The 26,594-nt window shown below is 57.7% G+C and carries 28 protein-coding genes and 1 pseudogene; 8 read left to right on the top strand and 21 right to left on the bottom strand.

The features are described from left to right. Positions 1-40 precede the first annotated feature (40 nt). A complete protein-coding gene (locus tag PSH88_RS12240; protein WP_305426417.1) occupies positions 41-793 on the bottom strand; it encodes an SDR family oxidoreductase in 753 nt (250 codons plus the stop codon). Positions 794-1,034: 241 nt separating this feature from the next. Here PSH88_RS12240 and PSH88_RS12235 point away from each other — a divergent pair, with 241 nt between their 5' ends. Further along, entirely contained in the window at positions 1,035-2,624 is a 1,590-nt protein-coding gene (locus PSH88_RS12235) for a winged helix-turn-helix domain-containing protein (RefSeq protein WP_305426979.1), read from the top strand. Between the two features lie 139 nt (positions 2,625-2,763). Here the strand turns inward: PSH88_RS12235 and PSH88_RS12230 are convergent, their stop codons facing one another. Then, on the bottom strand, positions 2,764-3,129 hold the full coding sequence (locus PSH88_RS12230; protein ID WP_305426416.1) for an SMI1/KNR4 family protein: 366 nt from the start codon (positions 3,127-3,129) through the stop codon (positions 2,764-2,766). Positions 3,130-3,314: 185 nt separating this feature from the next. Here PSH88_RS12230 and PSH88_RS12225 point away from each other — a divergent pair, with 185 nt between their 5' ends. After that, a complete protein-coding gene (locus PSH88_RS12225) occupies positions 3,315-3,683 on the top strand; it encodes a hypothetical protein (protein ID WP_305426415.1) in 369 nt (122 codons plus the stop codon). Positions 3,684-3,908: 225 nt separating this feature from the next. Here the strand turns inward: PSH88_RS12225 and PSH88_RS12220 are convergent, their stop codons facing one another. The 3 genes from PSH88_RS12220 to PSH88_RS12210 all read right to left on the bottom strand — a co-directional run bounded on the left by PSH88_RS12220 (position 3,909) and on the right by PSH88_RS12210 (position 5,877). Continuing rightward, on the bottom strand, positions 3,909-4,637 hold the full coding sequence (locus tag PSH88_RS12220; RefSeq protein WP_305426414.1) for a hypothetical protein: 729 nt from the start codon (positions 4,635-4,637) through the stop codon (positions 3,909-3,911). A gap of 352 nt (positions 4,638-4,989) precedes the next feature. Then, complete coding sequence (locus PSH88_RS12215) at positions 4,990-5,307, bottom strand: hypothetical protein (protein ID WP_305426413.1); 318 nt, start codon at positions 5,305-5,307, stop codon at positions 4,990-4,992. Between the two features lie 99 nt (positions 5,308-5,406). Beyond that, positions 5,407-5,877: a hypothetical protein gene (locus PSH88_RS12210; RefSeq protein ID WP_305426412.1), complete on the bottom strand. Its 471-nt coding sequence runs from the start codon at positions 5,875-5,877 to the stop codon at positions 5,407-5,409. 890 nt (positions 5,878-6,767) lie between these two features. Here PSH88_RS12210 and PSH88_RS12205 point away from each other — a divergent pair. Beyond that, positions 6,768-7,130 (top strand): DUF6124 family protein, encoded by a 363-nt coding sequence (locus tag PSH88_RS12205; protein ID WP_305426411.1) that lies wholly within the window; start codon positions 6,768-6,770, stop codon positions 7,128-7,130. 294 nt (positions 7,131-7,424) lie between these two features. Here the strand turns inward: PSH88_RS12205 and mqo are convergent, their stop codons facing one another. The 3 genes from mqo to PSH88_RS12190 all read right to left on the bottom strand — a co-directional run bounded on the left by mqo (position 7,425) and on the right by PSH88_RS12190 (position 10,730). Then, the gene (mqo, locus tag PSH88_RS12200) at positions 7,425-9,071 is read right to left on the bottom strand and encodes a malate dehydrogenase (quinone) (RefSeq protein ID WP_305426410.1); all 1,647 of its coding nucleotides are present in this window, start codon (positions 9,069-9,071) and stop codon (positions 7,425-7,427) included. 318 nt (positions 9,072-9,389) lie between these two features. Next, positions 9,390-10,100 (bottom strand): GNAT family N-acetyltransferase, encoded by a 711-nt coding sequence (locus tag PSH88_RS12195; protein ID WP_305426409.1) that lies wholly within the window; start codon positions 10,098-10,100, stop codon positions 9,390-9,392. Positions 10,101-10,160: 60 nt separating this feature from the next. Next, positions 10,161-10,730 (bottom strand): YceI family protein, encoded by a 570-nt coding sequence (locus PSH88_RS12190; protein WP_305426408.1) that lies wholly within the window; start codon positions 10,728-10,730, stop codon positions 10,161-10,163. Positions 10,731-10,985: 255 nt separating this feature from the next. Here PSH88_RS12190 and PSH88_RS12185 point away from each other — a divergent pair, with 255 nt between their 5' ends. Beyond that, entirely contained in the window at positions 10,986-11,747 is a 762-nt protein-coding gene (locus PSH88_RS12185) for a hypothetical protein (protein ID WP_305426407.1), read from the top strand. Between the two features lie 123 nt (positions 11,748-11,870). On the opposite strand, the gene PSH88_RS12180 is transcribed toward PSH88_RS12185, so the two are convergent. The 3 genes from PSH88_RS12180 to PSH88_RS12170 form a co-directional block, all read right to left on the bottom strand. Then, positions 11,871-12,251 carry a nuclear transport factor 2 family protein gene (locus PSH88_RS12180; RefSeq protein WP_305426406.1) on the bottom strand — a complete coding sequence of 127 codons (381 nt, stop codon included), beginning with the start codon at positions 12,249-12,251 and terminating at the stop codon, positions 11,871-11,873. Positions 12,252-12,414: 163 nt separating this feature from the next. Then, on the bottom strand, positions 12,415-13,674 hold the full coding sequence (locus PSH88_RS12175; RefSeq protein WP_305426405.1) for a cation:dicarboxylate symporter family transporter: 1,260 nt from the start codon (positions 13,672-13,674) through the stop codon (positions 12,415-12,417). A gap of 113 nt (positions 13,675-13,787) precedes the next feature. Further along, positions 13,788-14,213, bottom strand: a complete 426-nt coding sequence (locus tag PSH88_RS12170; RefSeq protein ID WP_008013629.1) for a VOC family protein — start codon at positions 14,211-14,213, stop codon at positions 13,788-13,790. 119 nt (positions 14,214-14,332) lie between these two features. Between PSH88_RS12170 and PSH88_RS12165 the strand changes: the two genes are divergently transcribed. Continuing rightward, the gene (locus PSH88_RS12165; RefSeq protein WP_305426404.1) at positions 14,333-15,211 is read left to right on the top strand and encodes a LysR family transcriptional regulator; all 879 of its coding nucleotides are present in this window, start codon (positions 14,333-14,335) and stop codon (positions 15,209-15,211) included. On the opposite strand, the gene PSH88_RS12160 is transcribed toward PSH88_RS12165, so the two are convergent. Further along, a complete protein-coding gene (locus PSH88_RS12160) occupies positions 15,202-16,533 on the bottom strand; it encodes an aminotransferase-like domain-containing protein (RefSeq protein WP_305426403.1) in 1,332 nt (443 codons plus the stop codon). The two genes, PSH88_RS12165 and PSH88_RS12160, sit on opposite strands and share 10 nt — an antisense overlap. A gap of 88 nt (positions 16,534-16,621) precedes the next feature. Here PSH88_RS12160 and PSH88_RS12155 point away from each other — a divergent pair, with 88 nt between their 5' ends. Both PSH88_RS12155 and PSH88_RS12150 read left to right on the top strand, forming a co-directional pair. Next, positions 16,622-17,518, top strand: coding sequence for a DMT family transporter (locus PSH88_RS12155; protein ID WP_305426402.1), 897 nt, complete (start codon positions 16,622-16,624; stop codon positions 17,516-17,518). A gap of 144 nt (positions 17,519-17,662) precedes the next feature. Continuing rightward, positions 17,663-18,208, top strand: a complete 546-nt coding sequence (locus PSH88_RS12150) for an Hsp20/alpha crystallin family protein (protein WP_305426401.1) — start codon at positions 17,663-17,665, stop codon at positions 18,206-18,208. A 58-nt stretch (positions 18,209-18,266) separates the two neighbouring features. Here the strand turns inward: PSH88_RS12150 and PSH88_RS12145 are convergent. Continuing rightward, a pseudogene (locus tag PSH88_RS12145) lies at positions 18,267-18,539 on the bottom strand (hypothetical protein); the annotation flags it as partial. A 198-nt stretch (positions 18,540-18,737) separates the two neighbouring features. Here PSH88_RS12145 and PSH88_RS12140 point away from each other — a divergent pair. Next, a complete protein-coding gene (locus tag PSH88_RS12140) occupies positions 18,738-19,304 on the top strand; it encodes a phosphoribosyltransferase family protein (protein ID WP_305426400.1) in 567 nt (188 codons plus the stop codon). A gap of 22 nt (positions 19,305-19,326) precedes the next feature. Here PSH88_RS12140 and PSH88_RS12135 read toward each other — a convergent pair whose 3' ends face one another. The 8 genes from PSH88_RS12135 to PSH88_RS12100 all read right to left on the bottom strand — a co-directional run bounded on the left by PSH88_RS12135 (position 19,327) and on the right by PSH88_RS12100 (position 26,400). Beyond that, complete coding sequence (locus tag PSH88_RS12135) at positions 19,327-19,590, bottom strand: acyl carrier protein (RefSeq protein ID WP_305426399.1); 264 nt, start codon at positions 19,588-19,590, stop codon at positions 19,327-19,329. Positions 19,591-19,599: 9 nt separating this feature from the next. Further along, positions 19,600-20,715 (bottom strand): dihydrolipoamide acetyltransferase family protein, encoded by a 1,116-nt coding sequence (locus PSH88_RS12130; RefSeq protein WP_305426398.1) that lies wholly within the window; start codon positions 20,713-20,715, stop codon positions 19,600-19,602. Between the two features lie 40 nt (positions 20,716-20,755). Beyond that, a complete protein-coding gene (locus tag PSH88_RS12125) occupies positions 20,756-21,742 on the bottom strand; it encodes an alpha-ketoacid dehydrogenase subunit beta (protein ID WP_305426397.1) in 987 nt (328 codons plus the stop codon). Continuing rightward, positions 21,739-22,722 carry a pyruvate dehydrogenase (acetyl-transferring) E1 component subunit alpha gene (gene pdhA, locus PSH88_RS12120; protein ID WP_305426396.1) on the bottom strand — a complete coding sequence of 328 codons (984 nt, stop codon included), beginning with the start codon at positions 22,720-22,722 and terminating at the stop codon, positions 21,739-21,741. Before pdhA ends, PSH88_RS12125 begins: the two co-directional genes overlap by 4 nt. Continuing rightward, positions 22,719-24,482, bottom strand: coding sequence for an acetate--CoA ligase (acsA, locus tag PSH88_RS12115; protein WP_305426395.1), 1,764 nt, complete (start codon positions 24,480-24,482; stop codon positions 22,719-22,721). Before acsA ends, pdhA begins: the two co-directional genes overlap by 4 nt. A 72-nt stretch (positions 24,483-24,554) precedes the next feature. Further along, positions 24,555-25,439, bottom strand: coding sequence for a universal stress protein (locus PSH88_RS12110; RefSeq protein ID WP_305426394.1), 885 nt, complete (start codon positions 25,437-25,439; stop codon positions 24,555-24,557). A gap of 133 nt (positions 25,440-25,572) precedes the next feature. Beyond that, positions 25,573-25,812: a hypothetical protein gene (locus tag PSH88_RS12105; protein WP_305426393.1), complete on the bottom strand. Its 240-nt coding sequence runs from the start codon at positions 25,810-25,812 to the stop codon at positions 25,573-25,575. A 90-nt stretch (positions 25,813-25,902) separates the two neighbouring features. Further along, positions 25,903-26,400, bottom strand: a complete 498-nt coding sequence (locus PSH88_RS12100; protein ID WP_305426392.1) for a BCAM0308 family protein — start codon at positions 26,398-26,400, stop codon at positions 25,903-25,905. Between the last annotated feature and the right edge of the window lie 194 nt (positions 26,401-26,594).

The following is a 26,594-nucleotide window of genomic DNA, read 5'->3' as shown; positions in this document are numbered from 1 at the left end:
AATGCTCCTTGGTGTGTAGGTGGTGTGAGCGCGCGGCCCGTTACCGAGCCGTCGACTGACCGAGCCAGCCCTCGAAGCGGATCGCGCCCAGGCGCGGGTTCTTGCCGGGGGTCAGCGATTGATCGTCGAGCACCGAGCCGAAGTAGCGCGCGTGCACATCCGGCACGACCTTGCGCGTGTCCTGAGTGGCCCGCAGGAAGCGCCTGACCAGTTCGTCGAGTGGCATGGCCTCGGGACCGGCGACTTCGACCGTGCCATTCACCGGCGCTGCCAGCGTGACCTCGGCGAGCGCCGCCACCACGTCGTCGGACGCCATCGGCTGGATCAATGCCGGCGACACGCAAACCTCCTCACCGACGGTGGCCGCCTGCGCAATGCCGCCGACAAACTCGAAGAACTGCGTGGCACGCAGAATGGTGTAAGGAATGCCGGACGCCTTGATCAGGTTTTCCTGCGCGACTTTGGCCCGGAAATAGCCATTCTCGGGAAGCCGTTCACTGCCGACGATCGACAGGGCAACGTGATGGCGAACCCCAGCGGCCGCCTCGGCAGCCAGCAGGTTACGGCTCGACGTTTCGAAGAAATCGAGAACGGCCTGGTCTTCCCACGAAGGCGCGTTCGCCACGTCGACGACGATATCGGCGCCATCCATCGCTTGGGCCAGGCCCTCGCGGGTGATGCTATTCACGCCCGTGCTGGGGGCGGCTGCGAGCACGTCATGGCCGCGCTCGCGGAGGTTCTGCACAAGTTTCGATCCGATGAGGCCGGTGCCTCCAATGACGACGATCTTCATGGTTTCTCTCCGTTTCTCGACTGCAACCATTGCCGTCGATGTAGATTGAGAGTGCCAGCGCGCGTCAGGGACGTCCTTGTACCGGCCTTGAGTTTGCCTTCAAGGAAGCTTGGTTTTTCGTCCAGAAAAACAGCTATTCGACGGGTATCCCTTGCCGCGGGCGCTGCCGTATTATCGATACCACTTACCCATCGCCAGCTCGGACACGGAGTCGGGGGCGCTCGACCAGGGGATTCTCACCTTGCCATTCGTGTTTGAAGACTACGTGCTCGATCAAGAGCGCCGGGAACTGACCTTGCGCGGGCAAGTGGTGGCTGTCGGGCCGCAGGTCTTCGACCTATTGCTGCAACTCGTCAGCAACCGCGATCGCGTCGTCAGCAAGGACGACCTGCTCAAGGCAGTGTGGAGCGGTCGGATCGTCTCGGAATCGACCATCACCAGCCACATCAATGCGGTGCGCAAGGCCATCGGCGATACCGGCGAGGAGCAGCGCCTGGTGCGCACGATCCCCCGTAAGGGATACCGCTTCGTCGGCGAAATCACGGTGGATGAGGTCGGCGAAACGCGACAGCCTGACATCGAAGAACCCATGCCCGAGGACCTGAAGCAAACGCCTGCGCCCACGCTCGTCCTGCCGGACAAACCCTCCATTACGGTCCTGCCCTTCCAGAACCTGAGCGGCGATCCAGAGCAGGAGTATTTCGCCGACGGCATGGTGGAGGACATCATCGCCGCCCTGTCGCGAATCCGCTGGCTGTTCGTCATCGCGCGCAATTCAAGCTTCACCTACAAGGGTCGGGACGTGGACGTACAGGGCGTCGGCCAGACGCTCGGCGTGCGCTACGTGCTGGAAGGTAGCGTGCGCAAGTCCGGGAACAAGATACGCATCACCGGGCAGCTGATCGACGCGACCACCGGAACGCATATCTGGGCGGAGCGCTTCGAAGGAATGCTCCACGACATCTTCGAGCTGCAGGATCAAATCGCCGAAAGCGTCGTCGGCGCCATAGCACCGCAGCTGGAACGGGCAGAAATCGAGCGCGCCAAGCGCAAACCAACGGAAAGCCTGGACGCATACGACTATTACCTGCGCGGCATGGCGAAACTGCACAACGGCACCCGCGAAGCCATCGAGCAAGCGCTGCCGTTGTTCTACAAGGCCATCGAGCTCGATCCGGAATTTGCATCGGCCTATGGCATGGCCGCCTGGTGCCACTTCTGGCGCAAGTTGAATGGCTGGATGACCGATCGGCCTCAAGAAATCGCCGAGGGCGCACGACTTGCGCGTTTGGCGGTAGAACTCGGCCGGGATGATGCGGTGGCACTGACGCGAGGCGGACATGCACTTGCCCACCTCGCCGGCGACGTCGATGGCGGCATTGCCCTGCTCGACCGGGCACGCCTGCTCAACCCCAACCTCGCCCCCGCCTGGTTCCTGGGCGGAATCCTGCGCGCACTGCGCGGTGAAGCAGATGCCGCCATCAAGGATTTGACCCATGCCGTGCGCTTGAGTCCGCTGGATCCGGAAATGTTCAGGATGCAGGTCGGGATGGCGCTCGCGCACTTCTTCGCCGGGCGCTTCGATCCCGCTTCTGACTGGGCGGAAAAGGCGCTGAGGAACCTGCCCTGCCTCCTGGCATCAGTTGCCCTGATCGCGGCCAGTCATGCGCTCAGCGGACGCATGGACAAAGCGAAGCAGGCGATGCAGCGTTTGCACGAGCTGGATCCGTCTTTGCGTGTTTCTAATCTGAAGGACTGGTTGCCGATCCAGCGTTCTGAGGATTTTAAGCGGTTTGCTGATGGGTTGCGGCTGGCTGGGTTGCCGGAGTGAGTGTGGTTCGGTGATGTGGGGTTGGTTGCTAAGACCTGCCGGTCGCGAAGGACTGTTACCTCCCCAAGCTGCCTCTCGCGACAGGCAGTAATCGGCCAGACGCGGACGCTGGGTATGGATTGCAGATCTCGTACAGACACTACTCAAGGGCTATGCAGACCTGTTCGAACCAGGCGGCAAAGGTTGGCCAACTTTCGTCTGTACTTCCGTTGTGTGACCAGTATCGAACAACACCAGCCTCCGATATGCAGAAGTAGTCGCTGTTATCTTCAATGAAAGGCAACCAATCCCGGGGCACACCCTGGGCCCAGGCGGTTTCGGTAATTGCAAAGATATCTAGATGGATGCATTCCCCCAAAATCACCGCAGGTTCAAATGCGGCGTTTGCGACATCGCTGCCACCTTTCAGGAACCGGATATATTGATCGGGAAATCGAAAATTGAGCCTGCTCTCTGCGTCAGCAATTTCAGCATCTGTTGGAATACGAAAAGGATTGTCTGTCATTCGTTCAAGTCCGAGTATCGTGCAGTGGGCGATAGCTTATTCAATCAGAGAGTGTAGATGTCCGCTTGGGTTGCTGCCCATCGCCACAGACGGCAATCGGCCAATTGCAGACTGTAGACAGGTAGCCGCTGATGTTCTCTACGCTGGTCGATCTAGTGACAGCACAGCGCTAAAAAGGAGCAGTCATGTTGGAAGTTGCCATTGATCGAGATAGCGTTCATGCGGGGGATGATTTGGAAAGCCATGCGACGTCGATCACACTCGATCCATCAGCAACCCTGCGTGCCTTAATCAAAGTGATACAAGGTATGGGCTACCTACCTGGTATCAATGGAGGCAAGGCAACCTGGATTATTTGTTCGTCTGGCAAACCAATAGGTGTTTTAGCGCAGCAATGGCCAGAACCTAAACTCACCACGCCCCCCGAGAGCATCGTGGATCAATATTTCGGAAATACCGAGCCTCGCCTTCTGTTCAGATACTGGTGCCAGGCAGATCCGGATCAGGTCTTTTTGCAGCTCAAAGCCGGAAACGAGCCACCATCCCGATTTTAAGATTGGTGGATGGCATTCCTGTCGATCAATGCGGTTCAGATGACTGTTTTGGGTCGGTTGGCGTCCTTGCGACAGGCAAAAAACGGCCAGAAGCAGCCGCTCACGAGCGACCGCTTTCGCCCCAAAGCTGCCCGAGCATCTAGTGAAGATGCGATCAGGTCAATTTGCGAAAATGCCCTGGCTGATGCAGGGATCTTCAGAAGTTCCGAATGTAATAGTTGCACTTCATCTCTCTATAACTCGCTGCTGAAACCTGGCGGACCTACTCAAAAATTCCCTAGCCCCTCTATATTTTTTGCTAACCATGTTCAAGTCTCCGCCATCGCTCATAACCTTCTCCAAAATGTCCGGCTGATCTTTCTGCCACGTCGAAAAGCTATAGATTACGTAGATAGAACTATGATCAATCTTTTCATCTGGGATAGGACCGTCAAAGTATGATGGTTGTTGTGAAACTTCAAAATCCTCTACAGGCTCAAATAAATCTGCGAACTTCCATCGCCAGTATTCTCGTTCGCTTTCATACATCACTTTAAACCCGTCTGACTTTATCTTGTCGTACAGTTTGTCCGCAGACAGCAGGAACCTTGCACAATCCAGCCATGCTGTCCTATCCCGTATCGGAATGCTGCTCCCTTCACGGTAAACTCGGTTAAATGCACGTTCCAAACATGTAATTGCCTGCTTGTTGTAAATTTCGTCGTCACGTAGTTCTCTGTCGCTCTGCATGGCTTGGCCTTGCAACCACACGTTATACATAAGTCCTAGAAAGCTAAAGGCCGCAAGGATGGTGGCTAGTGTTCCCCCAATGTAATCCCCAAACACACCCCAGCTTGCAGGGTTCTCGCTCCACGCATTATCACGAAATGTTAGAATCCAAGGGGTTGCTGTAATTACAGTTGCCACACTAAGAATAGAAAGCCCAGTCGTTACCCACACTCGTTTGCTGTCCATTTCCTCGTTCCTTAATTGTTTAGTAACAGGTGGCGGATCTATTTTTTAAATACATTAAAATTCGCCCTGAGCTAGGAGCGCAGTTTGCTTCGTCCCATTCTTGATTGCACTGACGTGTTTACGGCCGCGCGCGGGCGAGCCAAAGAGGCTGCTTTTGGCCGATCGCTGCCAGTCACGAAGGGCTGCAATCGACCCATTGCAGCCGTTCAAGACAAGTACCCATTGACCGATTTCTGCCTGTCGTGAAGGTGGGCTGTCGACCCAAAGCTGACGGTGGCGACAGGTAGAAATCGGCCCATAGCCGTCATCCAACTGCGAACTGACGAACACTAGGCAGATGTCTGGGGGATGTTTAGTGCTTCGACGCCTGTATAGCTGCATCGAGCAAAGGGCCGGTGATCCGTCGGCTATTGTAATCATCGACAAAGTAGTTGATCCGGTTAGCCAGGTGCTGAATGGATAGCCAGCCCAAGCCGTGGTAGTCGCGCAGCTCCTCGTAGTTGAGCTTAACCAGAGTGTCGTAACTCACAAAAGTCGCTTCGCAGTTGACGAGAACATATACCGAGCCATCTTCTGCGGTAAGAAGGTGCCAGTAGCTGTCGTCTGTGTGGTATGCCGCAGGGGTGGGCCGAATTGGATTCATGGTTGATTTTTTTGCGTTCCCTTTCATTTTCTAATCATAACAGTACTAAACGTTTTGGACCGGCACACCTTTCCGATCTGACGCTGGAATTTGGAAAGTGACTTGGCTAGACGCGACAATGGGGGATCATGCGCCCACGTCGTTGATCAGTTGGCGCCAGACATCCCTTGCCTTCTGCTCCGAGGTAAAGACTTGTACTTTTGGATACCAGAACTGCCCCTCAATTACGATGCATTCCAGGGTAGAGTCCTGAAACGTAAAGACATAGTGGATGGCATCTTTTAGAAACCGCTGTTTATCGTGTCGTGGGTGAATGGCGTTTCTCTGCTCAAGCTCTGCTAGCCAAGGCGAATTATCTATTCGATGAATTTGGTAATGCTTGAGGCCAAGTCCAATAAGCGGATGGCCGCCCAATGCCTCGTCGTTTGGTGACCCGAACTGAATTTTTTTTACTAGGGGAAAATGAATTACAGCTATTTCTTCCCCAGCGGTGCAGTACCGTAAACATAGCTGCGTGTCCGTGGCGAACACGACGGGTTCGGGCGACGTACTTGGCTGTGGCCAGGAGTCGAGCAGCACTACGGTCGCGAATGACATAGGGAAGCCTAGTGAAGAAATAGGGGGTAAAACAGAGTGCGAGAGCGACGCGTTGTCGTCAAACGTTTCTGATCGCGACGGGCTGCTTTTGGCCGTTTTCTGCCCTTCGCGATGGGCATAAATCGGCCAGTAGCAGTCGTTCCCTCGCGTTAGGGTTGATACAGCGCCAGGCGGTCGCCGGTTATCTTGTCTCCCGTCACCGCCGCAGTGACCGGGCGGAGCAGCCCGTGGCACAGGGTGCCCTCGGCCAAGTCGGTATTGCGAAGCTCCTCCCACGACTCCATTACCTATCTACAGCTGCCATCCTTTTTCAACTCTGCACGGCTCCATTCAAAAGTACCGACGCAGCGGTCAGCGTCATATCCATCCGCCGGTGACCGATCCGGCATTCTCCTACCAAACCCTCGATTCAAAAAAAAAACGCCGTCGCGCGCGCCCTGCATGACTTTAAGCGGGCGACAGGTGCGGTCGCGCCGCAACACAACCCTAAAAATGTCAGACGCTTCCTCGTTTTTTTGAAAGCGCTCACACGTTTAACGATGCGTGTTTAAAGACACCCGCTGTTACGTCCTAACGGCTACAACGCCTTGCGTCGTTGCCTACGCGTGCGCCAGAATCCGCTGGCTTGTGCGGCTGTGGGGCGGGCTATATCGTTTCCCTGTCACTGAAAAACAGTGATCGGGTTTGGTAGCCCGCCTTTAAGTAGTCGCATGGCGACACCTTATGAGTCCCTTTTTTGGGCTCAGCTTTATATGGTGGTCATGCGTGGGGCTCCATTGTGAGCGCCGGGTTTCCTACTTAGACCGGTCTACCAACCCGCGTATGGCCGCCACTCTTCGTTTGGTAGCGAGGGTGATGGCTCTTATTTATTCTAAGTGGGAGTTTCATCTATGTTCAAAGTGACACCCAATCCACCGGACACCGATCCGGCATCCCCGTACGAATCCCTCGATTCAAAAAAACTCAACGAAGCCGCCGAGCGCGCCCTAAATTTCTACCTCAACCCGGCGGCGATCATGAACAACACCCCACGTAAACCCAGCACCATGTACATGGTTGCGCCGGATGTCGGCCATGAAGCCTTGCTGGTTCAAACGTGCGAGAACCTGGCGTCGGCCAGTGTCATGGCCAGCGACATCGCTGCATTGGTGGAGGGCACCCACCGCAATACCCTGCTGGCGCTTCAGCAGGTCATCATGCTGGCGGAACTGGCGGTGAATCGAATGCTGGATAACTTCGTTCCACCTAAGTAATCACTCAGCCCTTTACTGAGAGGCTTGCCCCTCGGTAAAGGGCTTTGATAGTTGCGATGCGAAGGGCGCATCCAGCTTCACCCTCAAATCCCCCTTCAAAAGCGCCTGCGGTGACATGGTCACCAAACGGCCGATCACGCGCTGGGACTGCTCCGCAGCCCAACGGGAGCAAGCTCCCTCGCCACAAAAGCAGCTCCTTTTGGCGACTCTCGCAAATCATCTGCACTGAATCCCACCCACAAAAAAGCCCACTGACCGTCACCGATCCAGTGGGCTTTCCAATCACGCTTCTACTTACAAAGCCATATCCGTCGCAGCATTAGCCTTCGGCGCCTTGGCCGGAGCAGCCGGGGCAGCAGCCGGAGCCGCCACCTGACCAATCGCCGGCGGTGGAGTCAGCTCCAGCACCTTGGAGGTGTAAGCCCACTCTTGAGCCACTTTCTCAGGGCTGCTGTTCAGCTGAGTGCCATAGCTAGGCACGATCTGGTGCAGCTTTTCCTGCCAGGCTGGCGAGGCAACCTTGTCCTTGAACACTTTCTGCAGCACGGTCAGCATGATCGGTGCGGCAGTCGATGCGCCCGGCGATGCGCCCAGCAGGCCGGCGATGGTGCCGTCTGCGGAAGCAACGATCTCGGTACCCAGTTTCAGCACGCCACCGGCAGCTTCATCACGCTTGATGATTTGCACGCGTTGGCCGGCTTGCCACAGGCGCCAGTCTTCGGCTTTGGCGTTCGGGAAGTATTCTTTCAGGGCGTTGAGGCGGTCTTCGTCAGACAGCATCAGTTGGCCTGCAAGGTACTCGACCAGCGGGTATTCCTTGATGCCGACCTTGGTCATTGGCCACACGTTGTGGGTGGTCGTGGTGGTCAGCAGGTCCAGGTACGAGCCTTCTTTCAGGAACTTGGTGCTGAAGGTCGCGAATGGGCCAAACAGGATGACGCGCTTGCCGTCCAGAACACGGGTGTCCAGGTGCGGAACCGACATTGGCGGTGCGCCAACGGAGGCTTTGCCGTAGGCCTTGGCCAGGTGTTGTTCGGCCAGGGTCGGGTTTTCGGTCACCAGGAACGAGCCGCCAACCGGGAAGCCTGCGTATTCCTTGGCTTCAGGAATGCCGGACTTCTGCAGCAGGTGCAGTGCACCGCCGCCCGCGCCGATGAAGACGAACTTGGCGTCGGTTTCGGTTTTGGTGCCGTCTTTCAGGTTTTTGTAGCTGACGCGCCAGCTGCCGTCTTCGTTCTTGGTGATGTCTTGCACTTCGCTAGACAGTTTCAAGTCGAACTTCGGCGTGGTTTGCAGGTGCGCGACGAACTGGCGGGTGATCTCGCCAAAGTTCATGTCGGTGCCGAGCGGGCTCCAGGTGGCCGCGACTTTCTGGTTCGGGTCACGCCCTTCCATCATCAGCGGAACCCACTTCTTGATCACAGCCGGGTCTTCGGAGTACTGCATGCCGGCGAACAGCGGGCTCGCTTGCAGGGCTTCGTAGCGCTTCTTCAGGAACTTGATGTTGTCATCGCCCCACACAAAGCTCATGTGCGGAGTGGAGTTGATGAACGAACGCGGGTTCTTCAGCACGCCTTGCTGAACTTGCCAGGCCCAGAACTGACGGGAGATCTGGAAGGCTTCGTTGATTTCAACGGCTTTCGGGATCTGGACGTTGCCCTTGTCGTCTTCCGGGGTGTAGTTCAACTCGGCCAGGGCGGAGTGACCGGTACCGGCGTTGTTCCAGCCGTTGGAGCTTTCCTGGGCGACGCCGTCGAGGCGTTCGACCATTTCCATCGACAGACCAGGTTCCAGCTCATTGAGCCAGACACCCAGCGTTGCACTCATGATGCCGCCGCCAATGAGCAGCACATCGACTTTCTTTGCCTCTTCCGCGTGAGCGGACGTGATCCCCATCGACAAAGCCAGCCCCAGCAGGGCCGTGTTCAGTTTCTTAAACATCTGTAGCACCTATGATAAACGCCATCCGCCCCCAATCCTCAACGTGAGCAACCCAAGAGTACGGGTACGCAGGCAGCGTGCCGTGGGTTCCTGCACTTACGAGGATTTGAAGGTGGGCACACAAGGCCGACGTGTCTCCATCGACCTCAGTTATATGTCCCTCGTGTACTGATTTTTATCATTATTGGCTCAGCTACTTTGAGCGACATTGATTCTGTCAGCACGTCTGTGGACGTGCGAACTGAATAAGTCAAACCAAGTTAATGCGACAGAATATCACGCCTCGGCCAGCCTGCGCGCCCGAAAGGACTCAACAGTCTAGTCGGGACGAGACCCGCGCCCGGCGTCTTTGCTCAAACGATCCAGCACAAACGCCTTGGCGTTGCGCGTCATTTGGTCGAGATGTCGGTCGCGCTGCTTTTCTGCATCGATCATCGCCCGCTTGCCGTGTTTCTGCAGCAGATACGTATGTATCTGCCGCACCTCCAAAGAACTGTAGATCGAAGTGACATCCAGTAGGCCCATCAAGCCTTCGGTGCCGTGATCACGGGTGTTCATCAGCACCTGCGTGCCGCGCACGCCCAGCACTTGAAAGCCCATCGATTCGAACCAGGGCACCTTGGCAACGGTGCAGGTCAGTTCGGCATGCGGGTAGCGGCCGAGCATGTCTTGCAGCATCGCCCGCGCGACGCCCCGCCGCCGATGGCTGGCCTGCACCGCCATATACGCCACGCCGCACGCATGGGGATCGTCCTTGACTGGCAGGTACAGCAGAAAGCCGATGACTGTCTCGGGGTCTTCGTCATCCGTGGCAACGATCAATTCGACAGCAATGCCTTTGGCGCCGCTGAGCGCTTCGAGGTAGAGATGAACCTCGTAGCCCACTGTGTATTGATAGACGTTGTACAACGGGTTGCTCGGCGCGATGCCCACCATGCTGATGTCGGTCAGGTTGTCGACGACCATCTGCAGGATCTGGCTGTTGATGGGTTCTGGGCATGGCGTGGCAAAGTGGATGAGCTGGGGCATTGAGTTTCTGACTCCGGGTTAAGCCCGCTATTGTCACAGATCGAGCCCCTAACAGGAAAATCACCGCTCGGGCGCGACGATGCGGAAGCGGATGTTGATGTCGTCGGAGACAACCGTGTCGCCCCACTCCCCTTCTCCGATCTTGAAGTCGCTACGTTTCACAACGATGTCGCCATCGAAGATCCCGATGGCCTTCTCCGGTTTCAACAGCACCTTCACCTGCAACTCGCGCGTCAGGCCCCTGAGCGTGAGGTTGCCGGTGATCAAGTAGCGGTGATCGCCCAGTGCTTCCACCCCCGTCGATTCAAAGGTCGCCACCGGATACTTCGCAGTATTGAACCAGGCAGGTTTTTGCAGCTCGCTGTTGGCATCGCTGGCCCCGGCGTCGATGCTGGCAAGGTCGATGGTCAGCTTGGCGTGGGCCGCGGTGGGGTTCGTCGTGTCGAAATCGAGCGTGGCGTCGAATTTGCCGAAGGTGCCGTACGCCCGGGAGCCGAACTGGTTATAGGTGAACGAGATCTTGCTGGCGGTGGTGTTGACCTGGGTGTATTCGACGGCGTGGGCGCAGGGCAAAGTGCCGACCAGGAGGATGGCGAGCAATGCGGCGAAACGCGGGAATCGAGGGGGCATGGGATTCTCCGGTTGAAGCGCCCTTCAGGAATTGAAGTACTGCACCGACGTGGCTGCGATAGCTGGACTTAAGCAAATAATCGTTGGTTATTCCAGTGCAGCCGTACCGTGCGCCTTTACCCACAGCGCCATTACTGGATAATGGCATCCCGCCACAATCAGGCCCTGACCTTGATATTTCAAGGTTTTCTATTTTACAGCCTGACAGTCGCCTTCAAGGATGGACGATCGGCTATGGAACAAGGAGTCAGCACCGTGATATCCCCGCAAGATTCAGCAATACCGCTTACCCGCACTCAGAAAATCACCTCATTGATCACCCGCGGCATGGCAGGCCTCGGTGTCGTGCTGGGCGCCATGTGGGCGTTAATCACTTATGCCGTGCCGGACCCCAGCGTTTTCGGTTTCAGCTTCATAAGCTGGAAAAACGTGGTGTTGCTGGTGAGCACATTTCTGTTTTTGGGAGCCGTTTCAATCGGCTGGCAGATCCGTAACTTCACGCCGATGCTCCGCGGCGCATTGCAGTTTTTCATGGTTGCCGGCTTGTCTTTTGGCTTCTTCATCCTGGGCACCGAATACGCCAAGCCCTCTTTCGAATTCGCCAAACTGCAAGCCAAGATCGTCGAAAACGAAGGCAACAACCTGCTCGGCAAACGCATGGAAGTGCTGGATAACGTACGCATCGAATTGGAGGGCTGCGAAAATATCGGCCGTTTGCCCACCTGCACATTTGAACTGACCAACCTGAACGTGGACCGCAGCTTTCGCTTCGACGACGGCACCCGACTATTCGACGAGTCTGGCGGCCCTCTCAAGTTCGAGTCGATCCGGGTGGGCCAGGTCGAGGACAACGCCTGGCTACGCTTCCCGTTGATTCGCAACGTACCGACACGGGTTACGCTGATCTTCCAGCAGAGCAACAGCAAGCTGAGCAAAACGCCTGCGATCAAGTTGGTGTTTCGGGATGGGAATGATGAGGCGCTTACCGTCAAATTCAGTGAGATTGTAATGCGCTAGGTGCTAGCTAAAGGGCTCTTTACCGGTTGCTGGAAAGTCCTCGATGTCGAGGACCTCCCTGGTTTATTCAATCGGTAGCTTGAGCAGACGATGCACAACCACCGACCCACGACATCCGAGGGATCAGAGGCTCGGATGGGTATGGTAAATCTTGCTGACGATGCTCCACTTGCCTTCTACCTTCAGCAGGTTGAAGAAGTCGGTGAAGCGGAACCCCGAGACGTTGTCGGTATCGACCCGCGCACTGGCCGCCGTGCCAACGATGTCGATGCGCACGATGGCGGCTTTGGCTTCCGGGGACGGGCGGAACGCGTTGTCGATGACATCGTAGAGATTCTGAATCGCGCCGCCGACGAGCTTGTCGCCATCGACGCCAAACATCGTGGCCTGCTCGTTGAAGGCGGGCTTCATCAGTGCGCTGTCGGCCTTGGCGCCACCTTCGTTGTACTGGTTAAGTACGCCGACAATCGCGTTGTATTCCTGAACGTAAGTAAGACTGCTCATTGCATGACTCCTGATAAGTAACTGACACGGGTTAATGCACGGAACCTGTGGGAGCGGGCTTGCTCGCGAAAGCGGACTGACGTCGACATGGATGTTGAATGTTATGACGCCTTCGCGGGCAAGCCCGCTCCCACAGGGATTGCGTTTGACTGGAGGATGGTGATCAGGTTTTCTGCACCACCCGGGCAACTCCCGAAGGCTCAATGCTGACCTTTTCCCACTTGGCGATGACCAAGGGGGCAATCGCATTGCCCAGCACGTTCAGGGTGGTGGTACCGCTGTCGATAATCCGGAAGATGCCGGCAATCAGTGCAACCCCTTCCAATGGAAGACCGGCCGATGCCAAGGTGGCGGACAGGATGATGATGGCGAATCCGGGGACGCCGGCAGCTCCTTTGGAGGTCAGCACCATCGTCACCACCAGCAAGATCTGCTGGGACAGCGACAGGTCGATCCCATAGAGTTGCGCGACAAAAATCGTCGCCACGCCGAGGAAGATCGACGCGCCATCCAGGTTGAATGCATACCCCACCGGCACCACAAAACTGACGATTCGGCGCGGCACGCCATAGTGTTCCAGCTTACTCATCAGCTGCGGCATGACCGACGCCGATGCGGCGCTGGAGAACGCCAGAATCAGCTCATTACGGAAGTACTTGATCAGTTTGAAAATATTCTCGCCAATCAAGTAGCAAATACCGCCCAGCACCACCAGCGCAAAGACAATCAGAGCCAGGTAAACCACACCGATCAACTTAAGCAAAGGCAATAGCGAGGCAAAACCGAAGGTCGCCACGGTGGCGCCGATCATGCCGAATACACCGATTGGCGCATAAGCCATGACAATACTGACGACCTTGAACATTGCATCAGAGATGCCTTGAACCATCGCCACCACCGGTGCGCTTTTTTCTCTGGGGAGTGAGTTCAATGCCAGGCCAAACAGCACGGCGAAGAACAGCACCGAGAGCAACTTCGCTTCCGACATCGCGACAAAAACGTTATCGGGAACGATGTTCTGCAGGATGACGAGAGCGCCCTTCGAAGGCTCCATGTTGACCGAAGCGGTGCCGTGGGAAATGCCCGAAATATCAGTACCCGTGCCGGGCTCGAAGATATTGGCGAAACACAACCCCATCACAATGGCCAGGCCGGTAATCGCGAAGAAATACCCCAACGACTTGACGCCCATGCGCCCAAAAGATTTGTTATCACCGCCGCCGGCAATCCCCAGAATCATGCAACAGAAGACAATGGGAACAACGACCATCTTCATCATCTTGATGAAGATATCGCCAAGGGGCTTGAGGATTTCAGAACTGATCCAGCCTTGATATTGCGGGTGTGTATTGAAGTACCAACCGACGAGCACGCCAAGCAACAGCCCGGCAACTATTTGCCAAACCAAAGGGATACGTTTCATGTCTAGCCTTCTTGTTGGAATGAAAGGACTGCGTTACAGGGCAGTTGCTAGAGTCATGAGCTTCCAGCTCATTTGAAATCGAATGGCACAACAAGGTTGTGCCATTGCTTTTATTACTTGGCGAAGAGCTGGCTCATATCCTTGAACGCCTTGAACTCAAGTGCGTTGCCACACGGATCGAACAGGAACATCGTTGCTTGTTCGCCGACCTGCCCCTTGAATCGAATGTAGGGTTCAATCACAAACTCGGTACCAAAGGACTTCAGGCGCTCGGCCAGGGCTTCCCACTGCTGCCACTCCAGGATGATGCCGAAGTGCGGGACGGGGACGTCGTGCCCGTCTACCGGATTGCTATGCACGCTCTCCTGAGAAGCAGTTTTTGGGTGTTCATGGATAACCAGTTGGTGACCGTAGAAATCAAAGTCGACCCACTGCGTGCTGGAGCGCCCCTCTTGCAGCCCGAACACTTCACCGTAAAAGGTGCGTGCCGCCGCGAGGTCATAAACAGGGATCGCCAGGTGAAAAGGAGAAAGGCTCATCGGAACTCCAATCAAGGTGTTTTATCGGTTTTGTTTTTGATTACGGAGCCAATCGTAGAGCCGCAGAACAAACAAAAAAATCAATATATATTTCTTAGAAACACAATTAATATTTGTGAATGATCAAAGAACTGAAAACACTTATCGCCGTCGCACGGGAAGGCACTTTTGCCGCTGCCGGCAACAGAATCGGACTGACCCAGGCCGCCGTGAGCGCCCAGATGCAACGTCTGGAGGCCGAGCTGGGTTTCCAGATTTTCGACCGCAAGGGCCGTTCGGCTCACCTGAACAGAATGGGGCATCAGATACTTCTGCAGGCGCAGGAGCTGCTTCGCCTTTATGACAATCTGGGGTCCACCACGGTTGGGCTGCCAGCCAGCGTTCTGGTGAACATCGGTGCCATCGCTTCCGTGCAGCGCTCGTACTTGCCGGATGCGCTCGCCAAATTTCACCAACAATGTCCGCAATGCCGAACCCGTGTGATCCCGGGTCTGTCGATGGAGTTGGTCAACCTGGTGGATGCCGGCGAGATCGACATGGCAGTGATTATTCGCCCGCCCTTCTCGCTGCAAAGCGATCTGCGCTGGACGACCCTGGCCCTTGAGCCCTACCGGCTGATCGTTCCGCGCGATGTGCCCGGAGAAGACTGGTCTGCACTGCTTTCCAGCCAACCCTTCATTCGCTATGACCGATCATCGTTCGGCGGCAGGCAGGTCGATCGTTTCTTGCGGCAGATGCATTTCACCTTGCGTGAAGTGTGCGAGCTGGATGAACTGGAGGCCATTATCAAGCTGGTCGAAAATGGCGTCGGCGTAGCGCTGGTGCCGCAGACGGCGATCCATCAGGACTGGCCCGCCGGGGTGCGTGCGCTGGATCTGGGGCAACACACCTTCCATCGTGATATCGGCCTCGTCCATCGGGCTCGGCAAAGTTTTACCGAGCCGGTACGGGTACTGGCCCAACTGATCGTTGAGCAGGTTCAGAGCGGTTACGAATAAGCCCCAATCATCCACTTCACTTTTTCCAGCGCCTCACGCAGTGCCCCCATCTCCACGGAGCCCAGCGCCAGACGAAACGCATGCGGGACGTTGGCTGAAGTGGCAAACGGTTCGGCGGTGGAAACCGACACATTTTCCCGCATCAAAGCCATGGCGATCTGATCGGCTCTTGCGTCTTCCGACAACGGCAGCCAAAGAAAATACGACGAGGGATGGCGGATACAGCGCAGCCCCGCCAGTACCTCGCCGGCCACGACTTGCCTCGCTTGCGCGTCCAGGCGCTTTTCGGCTTCCAGTTGCAGGACGGTGCCGTCGTCGAGCCATGTGGTGGCGATTGCCGTCATCACGCCCGGGGTGTTCCAGGTGGTCGCTTTGATCGTGCGCTCCAGCGCGGGCACGTGTTGAAGAGGGGCGACGACGAAGCCGACGCGCAATCCGGTGGCCACACTCTTGGAGAGCCCTGACACGTAAACCGTCCTCTCGGGGGCGATTACCGCCAGCGGTGCGGGGGGATTTTCCGCCAGGAAGGCGTAAGCGGCGTCCTCGATGATCAATAGCCCATGCCGACGCGCAATCGTCACCAGATATTCCCGTTGATCGGCACTCATCACCCATCCCAGCGGATTGTGCAGGGTCGGCATTGTGTACACGGCCCGCACGCGTCTATGCCGGCACAGGCTTTCCAGCGCCTGCAGATCAGGCCCGTGATCGAGCACCGGAATGGGCACGATTTCGAGGTGCAGTGAGTCGGCCAGCGCCTTGAAGCCCGAATAGGTCAACGCGTCCGCTGCAATCACATCACCGGGTTGCAACAGCGCCATCATCGTCACGGCCAGCCCCTGCTGGGCACCGGTGACGATCAGCACCTGCTCCGCCTCGACCGTCAGACCCCGGACTTGCAGATGGCGCGCCACAGAGGCGCGTTCATGCGGGCGCCCCGCATGTGGCTGGTAGCGCAGCAGCGATTCCAGATCGCCGGCCGAGGCGAGCTGGCGCAGGGCATTTCGCAGCAGTTCTGCCTGCCCAGGGAGCGCTGGATAGTTGAAGTTCAGGTCCGTCATGCCGGCGGCAACGCTATGCTGGTCAATGTTCTGGCCCGGCGACCACGAAGTTTCCCTGACGAACGTCCCCCGCCCCATCTCCCCGCTGACCAGTCCCATGGCTTCCAGCTCCGCGTAAACCCGGCTAGCCGTCACCAGGGCCAGGCCTTCCGTTGCCGCCAGCTGGCGGTGGGTCGGCAGGCGCGTGCCCGGCAACAGTCGTCCTGAGCGAATATCCGCCGCAAATTCATCCACCAGTGATTTGTAGCGTGAACGAGGCATGCGCAAGTGTATCCATGACAATATTTTGATTGTATTGAGTTTCGTCCATACGATGCCTCCCATGCAACCTGCATGAAGGGGAACCTCAATGGAACGCACATCGCACCTGCAACAGCACACCACGGAAAAAACCGCGAGCGGATGGCTCAACGGGTTCATCGGCGTGCTCATTTTCAGCGGCTCGCTGCCCGCGACACGGGTGGCCGTTCTGGAATTTGATCCCGTCTTTTTGACCGTTGCGCGGGCCAGCATCGCGGCCATTCTGGCGCTGTGCATGCTGCTGCTTTTCAAGGAAAAACGGCCGGCCAAGAGTCAGCTTCTCTCCCTGGCAATCGTGGCGCTGGGCGTTGTATTCGGGTTTCCACTGCTGACTGCGCTGGCGCTGCAATATGTGACGTCTGCGCATTCCATCGTCTTCGTCGGCCTGTTGCCACTGGCCACGGCAGCGTTCGGGGTTTGGCGCGGTGGCGAGCGTCCCCGGCCGGTTTTCTGGTTTTTCTCGGTGCTGGGAAGCCTGCTGGTGGTGGGGTTTGCCGTTTCCCAAGGCCTGACCGCCTCTCCTGCGGGGGACATTCTGATGTTGCTGGCCATCCTCGCCTGCGGATTGGGCTATGCAGAAGGCGCAAAGCTTTCAAGGACGCTGGGCGGTTGGCAGGTGATTTCCTGGGCTCTGGTGCTGTCGCTGCCTGTCATGATCCCGCTGACCTGGTTCCTGGCCCCGCCTTCGCTCTCGGGAATTACCCCCACCGCCTGGTTCAGCCTGGCTTACGTCTCGCTGTTCAGCATGTTTATCGGCTTCGTGTTCTGGTACCGCGGGCTGGCCCAGGGCGGGATTGCCGCCGTCGGCCAGCTTCAGCTGCTACAGCCGTTTTTTGGCCTGGCGCTGGCGGCCACGCTGCTGCACGAGCAAGTCAGCCTTGGCATGTTGGGTGTGACTGTTGCGGTGATCCTTTGCGTGGTGGGTGCGCGCAAGTTCTCGAAATAGACGGCTCGCAGCAGAAACCGACTGTTGGTCGGCCAGGGGGCCACAGGAATACTAACCTTTTAAGGTAAGGCCTGAATCTGTCGTGGTGGACCGGCCTCCGAGATGTTCCCGGCCCACCGCAGTACTCGATAGGAGGAATGAGAAATGGCCAATTTCGAGAAGAAAATGCCGGTGCACACCGACGACAAAAAAACCGATCAGCAACCGATAGCGACAGACCCTTGGCGCCCTCTGGAAAAACTGCGCCAGCAGGTTGATCACCTGTTCGAAGACTTCAATCGTGGCTCGGGGCTGACGCCTTTCCGGCGTGGGCTGTTTGATGTCGAACCGTTCTGGAGTCGGGAATTTATCGGCCGCAGCCTGCCTGCGGTAGACATCACCGAGAAAGATAAAAGCTTCGAAATCACCGCTGAATTGCCTGGCATGGATCAAGAAAATATCGACATCACAGTGTCCAACGGCAATCTGATCATCAAGGGTGAAAAGAAAGAGGACAAGGAAGAAAAAAGTAAGGGCTATCACCTGTCAGAGCGTCACTATGGCTCCTTCCAGCGGGCATTCAGCCTGCCCAAAGGCGTCGATGCCGACAAGATCGAAGCGAATTTCAGCAAAGGCGTGCTGAGCATTTCGCTGCCCAAGAAGCCCGAAGCCATGAACGCGGACAAAAAGGTGCAGATCAAATCGAGCTGAATCGCCCTTCGTGCGACACAAAGCCCCTTGCCGGGAAACCAGCCGGGGGCTTTTTTGTGGTCGCGAGGGCGCCAGGCAGAACCTTCCCGTGCCTGGGCCATCGCGTCGTGATCAAACAGGCCCCCACCACCACACGTCGGGCCGCACGCTGCATCAGGTCAAGGCGAACCGCCAAGGCTGTGGCCACTTCATAGGCCACAGGAACGCCGCCACGGGGTAAGGCGAGAACGATGACATCGAGGCGATGAGCGTATTTGAGCAACGGTTCTACCAGTCTTCGACCGGCATCAACCCGGTCGCGCAAGATGGTTTGTGATGAGGACCGCTGAATCACTTGAAACCTCCCCGGGCGATCACGCCTGTCGGTGCGTATCACATCCGTGGGCAGCCGTTGCGTCCTCACTGAATCAAGCATCATCCTTGGTTCAGATTCCGCTCCTGAGTCTCCTTGTTGTTGGTCCTCGCAGTCGCATGCCCTGCACAGCCCTTACGCTATGATTCACCCATCGGCTTTCGACGGGAGACTGCCATGCCAACTCTGCCTGCGAGTCAGCGGTTGCGCTTGTACGACAGCGATGAACTCGATTCAGTGCTGCAGGCGATGGCGCGCCAGGCCGCAACGCTGTTGCCGCCCGCTCAAGCGGCACTGATTGGCATCCAGCGCCGAGGTGAGCCTCTGGCACAGCGTTTACAACAACACCTGTCACGTCAGACCGGCCAGCCAGAACTGCCGCTCTACCCCCTGAAGGTCAAGCGCTATGCCGATGACCTCAAGGTGTTGCATGCACACACGGCACTGACCGAGAACCCGCTTCTCAACACGCTGGACCTTGCCAATACCACCCTGCTGGTTGTCGATGATGTGTTGTTTGAAGGCCACTCACTCCTGCGCACCTGCGCGTACCTGGCGCAACTGGGTGCTCGTCGGGTCTACACGGCAGTACTGGTCGACCGGCATGTCTGCCAGCAGCCGATCCATGCCGATATTGTCGGCGTGCACCTGCAAGTTGCCGCCCATGACATCGTCGAATGCAACGTGCCCCCCTACGAAATGGAGTTTTGCATTGAAGTGCTGCGTCATGGCGCCGCCCACTGACGGCGCAACTGAGCAAGGTGTTTCAAGGTGCCTGCTCGCTGGGTGCACCCTTTTGCAACAGATAGGCGACAAGCTTGTCCAGGGTGTCCACGTGTTGGTAATCGGTTTCAGGAATGGCAATGCCCAGGCTCCGATTTAGGGCTTCGATGAGCCGAAGCCAGTCCATTGAGTCCAGATCAACTTCCTCGCGTAGCGACCGGCCACTGTGTAACTGCTCAGGCTGGACTTCAGGAGCGACGCTCTTCAAGGCGCTCAACACCTGATTGCGTACCGATAGCGGGTCCATAGGCTTACCTCAAAGGTTCTCTGGCGTTTGTAACAAACGACGGACTTCCCCCAGAAAGCGAGCGCCATAGTGACCATCGCTGACCCGATGATCGGCAGACAAGCTGCTGACAACGGTGGGCATGACGCACAACTGGCCTTCGTTCACCCAAGGGCGCTCGCAGATACGACCGAAGCCGACCAGAGCGACCTGCGGCGGATAGATCACACCCAGTACGCTGTCTACGCCCTGATCGCCGAGTTGAGTGACCGTTATGCCCGCGCCACCAAGCTCGGAGCTGCGCAGAGAACCGCTGCGGGCGCGCTCCACCAAGCTGGCCAGTCCACTCATCAAATCGGTCAAGGCTGTGTCCGCCACATGACGCAGAACCGGGGCGACCAGACCACCCTGGCGCAGGGTGATTGCCACCCCAAGGTCAGTATCGAGCGCGGGTTCAAAGGCATTGTTCCGCCAGGAACCGTTGAGCTGCGGATAGTCGCGCAGGGCCAACGCCACCGCTTTGAGCAACAACGCACTGGGCAACAGGCGCTCCTGTAAGGTGCTTTTTGCATTGTGTGCCTGCAACCAGGCCATGGCCTTACCCAAGGCGATGGTTTCACTGAGGTAATAATGGGGAATCTCGCGTTTCGAACGGCTCATGGCCGCTGCGATCGTGTGCCGCATGGCCTGGTTATGGTCAGGCTCCGGGGCCACACGGGCGGCAGCCTCGACATCTTCCAGGGTAACCACACCGTGGGGGCCATGGCCTTGCAATTGGCGGGTACTGAGCCCCAACTCGGCAGCGCGCTTGCGTGCAGCCGGAGAAATTCTCGGGCGTCTATCGGAGAGGTTTTCTTCTGCGGTCAGCACCGGTGGGGTCGGCATCCGTCGCGCGGTCTGCGCACTTTCACCGGGCTCCAGCAACAGCGCGATGGGAGTGCCCACGGGTACCTTGGCGCCGACGTCGATCAGCAGTTGCAGGACCGTGCCGTCGTGCCAGCACTCTACGTCGATGGCGGCCTTGGCCGTATCGACCACGGCAATCACCTGACCAGGCTTGAGCGCGTCGCCCGGATGGATTTTCCATTCCAGCAACGTGCCTTCATCCATATCGGCCCCCAGAGACGGCAATTTGAATTCGATCATGGTTGACCCTCCCGGCCTTGGGTTCGACACGTGGATGCCATCACGCTGACGTCCCCTGGCACAGCTCATGCGCGGCCGCGACGATCGTCGACACCTGTGGCAACGCAGCCTCTTCGAGATGCCGCGGGTAAGGTATCGGCACCTCGGCGCTGCACACGCGTGACGGCGGAGCATCCAGCTCGAAAAAGCTCTGTTCGATAATCCGCGTGATGATCTCGGCGGCCAGACTGCCGCTGCGCCACCCTTCATCGACGACAAGGGCGCGGCGTGTTTTACACACCGAGGTCATGATTGTCTGGTCATCCAGAGGGTGCAGAACCCGCAGGTCGATCACTTCGCAATCAATGCCCTCCCCGGCCAGTTGCTCAGCCGCTGTCAGGGCCTTGCCGAGTGTGCCGCCGTACGTAATCAGGGTCAGGTCCTTACCGACACGGCGGACATTGGCGGTACTGATGTCCAGCGTCTCCCAGTTACCTGTATCGCCCTCCATGTTGTAGAGCTGGGCATGTTCGAAAATCAGCACCGGGTCTGGATCCAGCAGCGCAGGCCAGAGCATGCCGCGTGCGTCTTCAAGGGTCGCCGGAGCCAGAATTTTCAGCCCGGGAATATGCGCGTACCAGCCTTCCAGACTGTGGGAGTGTTGCGCGGCAAGCTGACGTCCGGCGCCTGTCGCCATGCGCACGACCAGGGGAACGGAGAACTGTCCACCGGACATGTGCCTCAGGGCTGCAGCCGTATTCATCAGAGGATCGAGGGCGAGCAGACTGAAATTCACGGTCATGATTTCTACAATCGGGCGCATGCCACCCAAGGCCGCGCCGATACCAGCCCCCACGAAGCCTAACTCGGACAGCGGCGCGTCTCGAATGCGCTCGGGGCCGAACGCTTCAAGCAACCCCAGGGAAACGGCATAGCTGCCACCGTAACGGCCGACATCTTCGCCCATCAGAAATACCCGAGGGTCACGCTGTAGCGCATCGCGCAGGGCCTCGCGCAACGCTTCGCGATACGTCATGCGAGTGCTCATGACACCAACCTTGGGGTGTAAACATCGCGAGACAAATCCTCAATCGGCTCCAGGCTCCCACTTTCGGCATAAGCGACGGCGGCCTCCACTTCAGCGTCTACCTCGGCCAGGATCGCCAGAAAACCGGGCTCGTCCAAAAGGCCTTGTGCCTTGAGCCGTGCACTGTAGGTATGAATCGGTCCGCGCGCCTTCCATTGCTCCACCTCAGCCTTGTCACGATACAGCTGCGGGTCGAACATCGAGTGGGCACGAAATCGATAGGTGCGAAACTCCAGAAAAAAAGGCCCATGCCCCTCCCGGATATGTTTAACCGCCTCACAAGCGGCCTCGTATACCGCGATCACGTCCATGCCATCGACGGATCGGGCATCAACCTTGTACGCCGAGGCTTTGGTACACAAATCGGTTTGCGACTGCGAACGCTCCAGGGCCGTGCCCATGGCATACAAATTGTTCTCGCAGCAAAACAGCATCGGCACCTGCCACAAGGCGGCCAGGTTGATGGACTCATGAAAGGCGCCCTCCGCCATCGCGCCTTCACCAAAAAAGCATGTAGAGAGACGCGATCCACCCTGCATACGTTCGGCCAGCGCCAGGCCGACCGTGAGTGGCAAACCACCGGCCACGATGGCATTGCCACCAAAAAAGCGTGTGCCGGCATCAAACAAGTGCATTGAACCGCCGCGCCCTCGCGAGCAGCCTTCCTGGCGTCCGTACATCTCGGCCATGATCGTCTTCATGGGCACCCCCTTGATCAGGGCATGGCCATGTTCGCGATAAGTCGCGACCACCGCATCATCGGCTGCCAGTGCATGCAAAACGCCGACGGCGACCGCTTCTTCACCGATGTACAAGTGCAGGAAACCACGGATCTTGCCCTCCCCGTACAACTCGCCGGCGCGCTCCTCAAGGCGGCGGATGCGCACCATGTCCCGTAGCAAGTCGAGCGCAATATCCCGGGGCAACGATTGGAGAGTCATGATGGGTTCTCCAGGCTGGAAGTATCACCTTCAGGCAAACCCAGCTCCCGGGCCTTGAGCAGACGTCGCATGAGTTTTCCGCTACGGGTGTGCGGAAGTGCCTGCACAAACTCCAGTTCCTTTGGCGCAACCACGGCACCGAGGCGCTTGCGTCCATGGCCCAGCAACTCATCGTGCAGGGTCTGGCTGGCGGTGAAACCGCTCTTGAGCGAAATAAAGGCCTTCACGGTTTCACCCAGCAGCGGGTCGGGTTTGCCAATCACCGCTGCCTCGGCCACCGCCGGATGTTCCATGAGCGAGCTTTCAACTTCGAACGGGCCGATCAAGTGCCCGGCCGACTTGATGACATCGTCGCCACGGCTAACGAACCAGTAATAACCATCGGCATCGCGCCGCACCAGATCACCACTGAGGTACCACTCACCGACAAAGCTCTGTCGATAACGCGCCTCTTGCCCCAGATAAGTACGGAACATGGCGGGCCATGGCCGTTTCAGAGCCAGTTCACCGACTTCATTTTCCTCAAGAAACACCAGCGAACCGTCCGCCTTGCGCTCGACAATGGCCGCCTCGACACCGGGCAAGGGTTTGCCCATGGAGCCTGGTTTAATCGCCATCGAGACCGTGTTGGCAATCATGATTCCGCCCGTTTCGGTCTGCCACCAATTGTCATGGATCGGCAGCCCCAACACCTCTTTGCCCCACCAGACCGCCTCAGGATTGAGCGGCTCTCCGACGCTGGCAATAAAGCGCAGACTGGGGAAGCGATGGCTGCGCGCCAACGCATCTCCGGCCTTCATCAGGAGGCGGATGGCCGTTGGTGCCGTGTACCAGACCGTCACCTGCTGCTCTTCGAGAATCCGGTACCAACGTTCGGCATCGAATTCGTTGCCCTCGACCACGCTGGTGACGCCCAGCAGCAGCGGCGCGAAGATCCCGTATGAAGTCCCCGTGACCCAGCCCGGATCGGCGCTGCACCAGTAAATATCCTCAGGGTGTAAATCCAGGGCGTATTTAGCGGTGACCCGGTGCGTCAGTGCCGCGCCATGTACATGCAATACACCTTTGGGGGTGCCGGTCGTGCCGCTGGTGAAGTGTAAAAGTGCGGGGCTGTCGACCGTTGTCCGGGCGATGTCGAAATCGTCAGCGGCTTTGGCCAGCAATGGGTGCACGCTGAGGGTGCCTTCCACAGCGTTCGTATCCCCACCCTCGGCGTCATACAGCAGCACATGCTTGAGTGCCGGCAAATGCTCACGAATAGCCGCAATCTTGCGTCGATAAAGGGTTTCGCTGGTCAGCAACACGCTGCCTTCACCAAGACGCATCCGGGTTTCGATGGGCTCAGGGCCGAACGCGCAGAATAACGGCGAAACCACGCAACCGTGCTTCAAGCCACCGAGCACGCCCAGATACAGTTCCAGCCCTTGGCCACAGAGCACAAACAGGCGTTCACCGGGGGCTACGCCCAATGTTTTCAGCACATTGGCAAATCGGTTGGTCAGCGTGCTCAGTTGCCCATAATTGATGTCGCGGTGCCCGCCATGGCGATCGAGAATGCGCAACGCCGTGTGTTCATGCGCCCCTCCCATCGCATGCCGATCCACCGCCTCATAGGCGAGGTTCATGCCGCCCCCCGGCAACCCGGCCAATTCGAGCGCCTCCACCTGCCATGAAAAGGCTGCGCGGGCTTGCTCGCTGTCCAGCCAATTGGGCTTTGTCGGCAAATTGGTGAGTTTCTTTTTGATCATCGGCAAATGCATGGGCTTCACCTCAACGGCTGTTCATCACACCCCGTCACCCAAGGGTGTGATCAACCGTGAACGGGGCCGTCCCTAGACCGCCAGGACGCTGCAAGGCACCTGATACAGAATATGTTCGGTCGTGCTGCCCACCAGTTTGTTCAGGCCATGGGACTGGACTCTGCCCATCACGATCACGTCCACCTGATGTTCGTCGGCAAACTCACTCAGCGCCGAGACCGGGTGCCCCAGAATGAAATGCCGACGGTCAGAGGCCACACCGTACCGACCGGCCAGCGCCAGGAACGATTTTTCCAGTTCCCTACGCAACTGCTTGGTCAGGTCCGACAGTGTCAGACCGTCGCCGCCCATATCGCCCAGATAGTCTGTCGTGTCGCAGGCGTACAGCAGGTGCAACTCGGCATTGCACTGCAGCGCCAGGCCATTGGCCTGCTGGATGATCCGGTCATTCAGCTCGCTATCGGAGTCGGTACCCGACGCGTCAACCGCGGCCACGATCTTGTGCGGCAAGGTGTGACCACTGCCGCCTATCAGATAGACCGGCACCGGACAGTGGCGCAGCAAGTGCCAATCCAGCGGGGTGAAGAACGCGCGCTTGAGCGCCGATTCATGCTGAACCTCCTTGATCAACAGGTCGGGCTGCATTTCCGTGACGTGATCCAGAATGTCCTGCTGCAGGTCATCGGCCCAGGCCACCTCCGCCGTCACTTCGATCCCCCGACCACGGATATTTTTTGCCTGATACGCCAACCAGTCGCGATGGTCTTGCAGGTAGGTCTCCCGCGCCGTTTCCCGCACGCCCTCTTCAAGCAGCGACAGAATATCCAACGACTTTATCAAGGCAGCGATATGCAAGCGTGCCCCGCTGGCCTTGGCCAGGGCCGCCGCATGTTGTATTGCAGGAGAGTGGCGCAGGGCCGGGTTGATGATCAATAACAACCGTTGATACTGGCTCATGATCTGACTCCAGGCAGGTGGGCTTTAACGCGACATGGCCTGTTGCGAGGGCGCGGTCGTTGCGCCCCCGCTGGATCAGGCACCAGCGTCAACCCAGACTCCTCCGTTGGAATCGCTTTGGCGTTGATATAAATCAAATACCGCCGCCGCTCTTGTTGATGGTTTTCAACCATTCCTTTCGGGCTTGACGGTATTTGTCATCCGCCAGTTTTTTCGCTGCAGAAAATCGCTGTATCGTCTGAGTCGAAACAGGCTCGTTCAACAACGCATAGGCTTGCTTGCTCAGCCGGTCGGCTTCAGCAAAGAGTGCCGCACAACGATTGATTGATTCAGAACAGGCGGCAGATTGAGTCGTTGAATCATTGACGATCATGGTCGTACTCCTCCCGGAAGTACCTGTAATCGATCCTGACCTCCTGTCGTTTCTTCACATTTGCAGCGTCGAGTACACCCTCGCCCGGTTCTACTCGTCACGCATCCAGTCGATGCTTACCCCGAATTCGTCATCGCTGTACTGATAATCGGCGTGCCCTTTGAAAGCCGCTTTCAGTGCATGGCCCAGGCGGTTCGCGAGATGGATGCCAGTGGTGGTTACAACCAGTGCACCCTCGGAATCGGTCAGGCTGATGATGCGCTCCAGCGCATGCTCCGCTTTTTCGTTTTTCTCGGTGTTCTCGATCAGGTTGATGATTTCGTTTCGATGCGCGGGCAAGAAGCTGCCCGATAGCGTGAGCGTACCCGCCGGCTTGTTGTCATTGGTGCGCTGACAGGCTGGGCAGGTCACTGTTTGCGCATCATGAACCACCGTATTTTCAGGAATTTTCCAGGTCCAGTTACCTGCCTGGTAAGCGGCCCCACACTGCGGGCAGACGGCAGAGCCTTCGATTTTCGGCAAGCAATAAGGATCATGGGCCGGTGTTTTGAACAGCTGGTTTTTCTGACTCTGCTGAAACTTGTCCATGGTCTTTCCTCGCAAACGAGTTAGCTAAAAATCCCACGCGAAACCGTGTTTTCAAATCGCCCCCCTTCCAGTCAGGCCCGCTGAAAACACGGTGGATTTGAAGATTTCATTTGGGCTCGGTTTGCTGCGGCGCAGGTTGATTTTTGTCAATTGGGGCCAACAACCGACGGTCGATCATCCGAACGGTACGTACT

This window comes from Pseudomonas wuhanensis, assembly GCF_030687395.1.
Classification (GTDB): Bacteria; Pseudomonadota; Gammaproteobacteria; order Pseudomonadales; family Pseudomonadaceae; genus Aquipseudomonas; species Aquipseudomonas wuhanensis.
The sequence above is the reverse complement of the archived record's forward strand: the minus strand, read 5'-3'. Positions and strand labels throughout refer to the sequence as shown.